Source organism: Alcanivorax sp. MD8A (assembly GCF_002888555.1).
Lineage (GTDB): Bacteria > Pseudomonadota > Gammaproteobacteria > Pseudomonadales > Alcanivoracaceae > Alcanivorax.
Genome location: NZ_AQOQ01000060.1, coordinates 1 through 6,841, shown reverse-complemented (window position 1 = coordinate 6,841; position 6,841 = coordinate 1). Strand labels below are relative to the sequence as shown.

General features: G+C 58.7%; 6 protein-coding genes. 4 read left to right on the top strand and 2 right to left on the bottom strand.

The genetic code is table 11. The features are described from left to right. The 4 genes from A15D_RS17425 to A15D_RS16730 form a co-directional block, all read left to right on the top strand. The coding region (locus A15D_RS17425; protein ID WP_233192287.1) for a hypothetical protein at positions 1-185 on the top strand (185 nt) is incomplete at its 5' end. Positions 186-235: 50 nt separating this feature from the next. Further along, positions 236-1,660, top strand: a complete 1,425-nt coding sequence (locus A15D_RS16740; RefSeq protein WP_102792858.1) for an aldehyde dehydrogenase family protein — start codon at positions 236-238, stop codon at positions 1,658-1,660. A gap of 185 nt (positions 1,661-1,845) precedes the next feature. After that, on the top strand, positions 1,846-2,787 hold the full coding sequence (locus A15D_RS16735; RefSeq protein WP_102792857.1) for a metal-dependent hydrolase: 942 nt from the start codon (positions 1,846-1,848) through the stop codon (positions 2,785-2,787). Between the two features lie 159 nt (positions 2,788-2,946). Next, positions 2,947-4,992, top strand: a complete 2,046-nt coding sequence (locus A15D_RS16730; protein ID WP_233192286.1) for a TonB-dependent receptor — start codon at positions 2,947-2,949, stop codon at positions 4,990-4,992. A gap of 56 nt (positions 4,993-5,048) precedes the next feature. Here A15D_RS16730 and A15D_RS16725 read toward each other — a convergent pair whose 3' ends face one another. Both A15D_RS16725 and A15D_RS16720 read right to left on the bottom strand, forming a co-directional pair. Continuing rightward, complete coding sequence (locus A15D_RS16725) at positions 5,049-5,819, bottom strand: SDR family NAD(P)-dependent oxidoreductase (RefSeq protein WP_102792856.1); 771 nt, start codon at positions 5,817-5,819, stop codon at positions 5,049-5,051. A gap of 111 nt (positions 5,820-5,930) precedes the next feature. After that, positions 5,931-6,695 carry an SDR family oxidoreductase gene (locus tag A15D_RS16720; protein ID WP_102792855.1) on the bottom strand — a complete coding sequence of 255 codons (765 nt, stop codon included), beginning with the start codon at positions 6,693-6,695 and terminating at the stop codon, positions 5,931-5,933. Between the last annotated feature and the right edge of the window lie 146 nt (positions 6,696-6,841).

The window sequence follows — 6,841 nt, the reverse complement described above, 5'->3', positions numbered from 1 at the left end:
AGCACGCAAGGAGTTATCCAGAGGCTCCCAAGGGGCGCCAATATAACAAAACACGTTTTTCATGCATAAGCCTTGCCATGGCGGCCCTGTTGCCTTTGACCCACAATGGCTCAGGCTCTAACCATGTCATGTCAGGCCAGCGCCGGTCAATATTTCAAAATATCATTTCATTATTGTGGGCATGAGCCATTCAGTCACCTACACTGGACACGCTAACCGATCAAAGGACGTTTCCATGGATACGCTGCAACAGTTCTATATCAATGGTCGCTGGGTCACCCCTTCTTCCGGCTGCCAGACTCACGCCGTGATCAACCCCGCCACGGAACAACCTGAAGCACAGATTCCGCTTGGCGAAGCGGCAGACATCGACAGCGCCATCGCCGCGGCCACTGCCGCCTTTACTGGCTGGAGTGAAACGCCGCTGGCCACCCGACTCGAGTACCTGGAAAAGCTGCTGGCGCTGTACCAACAACGCCTGCCCGAAATTGCCGACGCCATCAGCCGAGAGATGGGCGCCCCCATCGGACTGGCCAGCAAGGCCCAAGCCCCCGCTGGTATGGCACACCTCAACAACGCCATCGAAATCGCCCGCGACTTCCCCTTTGAGGAAACCCAGGGCGGCTCGGTGATTCGTCACGAGCCCGCAGGTGTCTGTGCACTGATCACGCCATGGAACTGGCCCATGAACCAGATCATGTGCAAGCTGGCTCCGGCCCTCGCCGTGGGCTGCACAGTGGTACTCAAGCCCAGTGAATTCGCGGCCCTGTCCGCCAACCTGCTGGGGCAAATGATCGACGAGATTGGCCTGCCTGCCGGCGTGTTCAACATGGTGTACGGCGATGGCGCCAAAGTCGGTCCTCAGCTCTCGTCCGACCCGCGCATTGATGTGGTCTCGCTGACAGGCTCCACCCGGGCTGGCGCCTCGGTGAGCAAGGAAGCCGCCGACACCATCAAACGAGTGTCACTGGAACTGGGCGGCAAATCCGCCAACATCCTGTTGCCCGGTTGTGATCTGGAACAGGCCGTGACCCACGGGGTGCGGGCAATGATGAACAACACCGGCCAAAGCTGTAATGCGCCGTCACGCATGCTGGTTCCCGCCGACCAGCTCGACGCAGCAGAACAGATTGCCGCCCGCGTCTGTGCCAGCATTGCCGTAGGCAACCCGGCCGACAACGCCACCGTCATGGGACCAATCGCCAATGGCCGCCAGCATCAGCGGGTAAAGGCACTGATCGAGAAAGGCATCGAGGAAGGCGCCACCCTGGTATGCGGAGGCACCGCCATGCCCGAGGGCCTGGACACCGGCTACTTTGTCCAGCCCACGGTGTTCAGCCGTGCCAACAACCAGATGACCATCGCTCGCGAGGAAATCTTCGGCCCGGTACTGACCATGATCCCGTACCAGGACCTTGAAGAAGCCGTCGCCATCGCCAACGACACCGATTACGGCCTGTCTGGCTATGTGTTCGGGGATAACGATCAGGCCCGGCAGATTGCCAATCGCCTGCGTACGGGCAATGTGCACCTGAACGGCGCCGGCCCGGATTTCCAGGCCGCCTTTGGTGGCTACAAGCAATCCGGGATCGGCCGCGAATGGGGACGTTTCGGGTTCGATGAGTTCCTGGAAATCAAGTCACTGTTCCTGCCCGGCTGACTCCTGAGCCCATCGGTCAGTCATTAACGGACACAAAACCCCTTGTTTTGTGTACTGGCACTGGCGCCCTCCCCCGGGCGCCGAAGTGCCATTTACCCCTCCGCGTCCACCCCTGATCATCATTACATTGATCAATGTCACAGTGTGACATATAACGGTCAGACAGACCGGGACCAGGAGGATTTATGACAACAACAGCTTCCGACAGCATCAACAAGACCCAGACCAAGACCGCAGAAAAGGTACCATTTGGCGCCACCGTGAACATCCCCCCACGTCGGCTGGACTTTGAGTTTGATGCCACCACCGCCAAACGCTATTTCTATGCGGACGACCCGTTCCTGAGCGCATTCTGGATCACCCTGTCCACCCTCTTCCCGGAAGGGGAAGATTTCTTTGTGCAGGCCGTTCGGCACTACCGCAAGGACATTACTGATCCGACGCTTAAAGCGCAGGTGGCCGGCTTTATCGGTCAGGAAGCCATGCACAGCAAGGAGCACGAAGCCTGGAACGAACTGGGCCAGAAATTCGGCTATCCCACCGAAAAGCTGGACAAGACCCTGGGCAAATTGCTGGGAGGGGTCAAAAAATTCACCCCCAAGATTTTCCAGCTGTCTGCCACCGTGAGCCTGGAACATTACACCGCCATCATCGCCGAGCAGCTGCTGCGCGATGAGTCCCACCGCGAACTGGCCGACCCGGAGACACTGAAACTGTGGCTGTGGCATGCGCTGGAAGAAAACGAGCACAAGACGGTTGCCTACGATGTGTATGAAAAAGTCAGCGGCAACTACTTGCTGCGGGCCGGCACCATGATTCCGGTGACCGTTGTTTTCTTTGCCGTCATCGGGATTTTTCAGGCGCAGATGCTGGCCTCCGATGGCAAATTGCTGGACCTGCGCAACAACTGGAAAGGGCTAAAATTCCTGTTTGGGCGCAAAGGCCTGTTTACCAAGCTCTGGCCGCAATACCTGGATTTCTTCAAGCCGGGTTTCCACCCATCCCAGCACGATACCGATGCGTTGCTGGACGAATGGCGTGAGCGCCTCTTTGGCAAGGACGGCATGCTGACCGAACAACATGAGCAGGCCAGCCAGCGCAAGAAGACGCGTAAAAAGCTTCACTGACGACGGACATCCGTCATCCGCCCCTTTCCCTCTCACTGTCGCCCTCTCCCGCAAGCGGGAGAGGGCCGCTAACGTTTGAGAGAGCAACGCCCGCCGAACGTTACCGTTTTCTTTGACTCGCGTGTCCTGTACAACATTACCCACCATGGAATGCTGTACATGAAATCTCCGTCTTTTTTTGCGCTGCTGGTGCTGGCGTCCCAGGCTGAAGGGAACGAAACACCGATACTGGAACCGGTGTCCGTCACCAGCACCCGCATGGAACGCCCTCTGGCCGATACCCCTGCCGCCATCACAGTGATAGAGGCGGATCGGCGGCAGCAAGCCCAACCTCGCCTGCAACTGGATGAAAGCCTTAACCGGGTGCCCGGGCTGTATCTGCAGAACCGCTACAATTTTGCCCAGGGCCTGCGCCTATCGTCCCGGGGCTTCGGTGCTCGCTCGCCGTTTGGGGTACGCGGACTGCGGGTGAACGTGGATGGGTTCCCGGAGACACTGCCAGACGGTCAGTCGCAGCTGGACAGCATTGATCTCTTCGCGGTGGAACAACTCACCATACTTCGAGGCCCCAGCAGTCTGCTGTACGGCAATGCTACCGGTGGCCTGGTGGATATCCGCACCGCGGCCCAGCCAGTAACAGAATCCGCCAGTGCCACAGTGATCGGCGGCAATGATGCCCTGCGCCAGGCCAACGTTCAGGCCAGTAGTCACCATCAGCGAAGCCACCAGGCCTTCAGCCTGACAGCACTGGACTATGCCGGCCACCGAGAGCAGAGCGAGGTACGCAAGTATCAGTTAACAGGACAAGCCGGTTGGCAACCTGACGAGGATCGTGCCCTCACCGTTTTCCTGACGGCCATGGATACGCCCTATGCCAACGACCCGGGCGGACTCACCCGCCAACAGGCTCATCAGGACCGTCACATGGCCACCCGCTTTTCGAACACGCTGGACGCCGGCCAGACGGTCGATCAGCAGCGTCTTGGCCTGCACTATCGCGATGACGCCCTGGGCAATGCGGTGATCAACGCCCGGCTGTTTGTCAGCCAGCGGGACTTTCAACAGCAACTTCCGTTTCCTGGCAGCAGCCTGATTGATTACCACCGTCTTTTCTACGGCGCCCGCCTGGATGCCACCCTGCCCTTCACTGTGCGGGATCGGCCTCACCGACTTCTGGTCGGACTGGATGCAGACCGCCAACAAGATGCCCGGGGGCGCCATGCGGTCAATGCCAACGGGGCGATTACCTCGGTCACCGCTGATGAGGATCAGTACGCCACGGCCAGCGGGGTTTTCATGCAACTGGACAGCCATGTGACCGACAACCTGATGCTCACCGTTGGGGCCCGAACCGACCGGTTACGCATGACCATCGACGATCACCTGTTGGGTGACGGCGATAACAGTGGCGAACGGGCGTTTGACGAAACCAGCTACAGCGCTGGCCTAGCCTGGCAGCTTTCACGCCACCACACCCTTTACGCCAACACCGGCACCGCGTTTGAAAGCCCGACCTTCACCGAACTGGCCAATCCCTCCGGTGCGGGCGGCTTTAATCCAGCGCTCACCTCACAGACCGCCGTAAACATGGAGCTTGGCGTACGCAGCAGCTTGCTGGACCGGCTCTACCTGGAGGCCGCCCTGTTTCGGGTAGACGTTGACGATGAAATCACCCCCTACGATCTGAATGGGCGCACCTTCTACCAAAATGCGGGCAAAACCCGCCGTGATGGTATTGAGCTGTCTCTGGAGCATGCCACTACCGACCAGCTCACGCTGGCGCTGTCATGGACCTGGTCCGATTTTCGTTTTGTGGAGTTTCAGGACAACCAGCAACAGGCCGATGTGAGCGGGAAACGGCTACCCGGCTTACCAGAGCATCATCTCTACGCCGAAGCATACTGGCAAAACGAAAGCGGCCTGTTTGCCGCTCTGGAAGGGATATTCAGCTCGCATCGCTATGCCGAAAATACCAATGTCACCCGAGTGGGAAGTGAGCTGCTGATCAATCTGAAAGGCGGCAAGCAATGGCGCCTGGGGAAACAACGGTGGAGTCTGTTTGCGGGCATTAACAACCTGCTCGACCGCGGGTATTACAGCAACCTGCGAATCAACGCCAACAGCGACCGACCGGTTAGCGAGCGTGGCTACTTCGAACCCGGTCCGGGTCTGGGTTACTACGCTGGCGTCACCCTGAACTGGTAGAACTCAAACGCTCCCACCCCGGCGCATACGGCCGGGACAGGAACCCGCAACAACGATCAGAACGCTGACACCCCGCCATCCACGGCAATCGCCTGGCCATTCATGTAGCTGTTCGCCGGCGACAACATCATCAGCATTACCGTGACAATTTCTTCCGGCTGGCCGAGACGCTTCATGGGGCAACCCGCCGCCAACATGGCATGCACCGTATCCTTGTTCTCGGACAGGTTGCCTTCGTCCACCATGGGCGTATGGGTGTAGAACGGGCACACCGCATTCACGCGGATGTTGCGCTTGGCAAATTCTACCGCTGCAGTGCGGGTCAGGCCGATCACCGCATGCTTGGCCGCTGAGTAGGCACCAATCTTGGGTGCCCCACCGAGGCCCGCCATGGAGCTCACGTTGACGATGCTGCCCCCGTTTTCCTTCATGGCCGCGATCTGGTGTTTCATGCCGTACATCACGCCTTTGACGTTGACGCCGACCTGCTGATCCAGCACTTCTTCGGTGAGCTGATCAAAGGGAATAAAACCGTGGGCGATGCCGGCATTGTTCACCGCCATATCCAGGTGACCGAACTGGGCCAGCGCGGTATCGACCATGGCCTTGCAGTCGGCTTCGCGGGAAACATCACAACGCAGCGCTGCCACTTTCACGCCTTGCCCGGCCAGGGCATCTGCCTGGGCATTCAGGGCATCCATGTTGATGTCACCCAGCACCAGCGCCGCGCCGCGCTTGCCCAGCTCCTGCGCCAGCAACTTGCCAAACCCGCTGGCCGCGCCAGTGATCAAGACAGTCTTGCCGGTAAAATCGAGAATCGGATCCATTATGTTCTCCAAACGGCAGCTATCAGCCATCAGCTATGAGCCATGAGCCATGAGCTGTCAGCTGTCAGTTCTTAGCTCTTAGCTTGTAGCTGATAGCTCATAACTGATAACTCAGATAGTGAACCCACCATCAACCACCACACATTCACCCGTCACGTAGCTGCTGGCATCGGACACCAGATACAGCACGGTACCGGCCATTTCTTTTGGCTCCGCATGGCGACGCATGGGAATCTGGGAAATGGCGGTTTGGTAAATGTCGTCGTTGGTGAACAGGGCACCGGCAAATTTGGTCTTGGTCAGGCCCGGCAACAGCGCGTTGACGCGAACGTTGAACTGGGCACATTCCTGGGCAAAGGACTTGGTCATGCTGATCACCGCCGCTTTCGAAATGGAATACACACCCTGCATGTCGCCAGGGCTGATGCCATTGATCGAGGCTGTGTTCACGATGGCACCACCACCGTGTTCGCGCATCAACTTGGCCCCTTCCACGGACATGTAGAAATAACCACGCAGGTTCACATCCACAGTCTTGTCGAAGGCATCGACCGGGGTATCCAGGATATGCCCGAAGAAAGGATTGGCCGCCGCATTGTTGACCAGAATATCCAGCTTGCCGTGCACCTCACGGATGTGGGAAAAGATGGCCTGAATCTGTGCCAGCTCACCCACGTGACAGGCATAGGCCTCCGCCTTGCCCCCCCCCGCCTTGATGGCATCGGCGACCACCTGACAGTCATCGATCTTGCGACTGGACACAATGACATGTGCCCCCTGCTCGGCCAGCAGCCTGGCAATTTCTTCGCCAATACCACGGCTGGCACCAGTGACCAGGGCAATCTTGCCCTCAAGGTTAAACAGGTTGGTACTCATACTTCTCTCCCGGTTGAAATGAAAAGCGGCACGCCCTGAACAACAGATGGCAACGCGGTTTTTCGTCTGTGCCGTGTGCCCGGCATCTCCACCACCACGTTCAGGGAACCTCTGAACAACTCCTTGCATGCTCAGCGTGTCCTGAA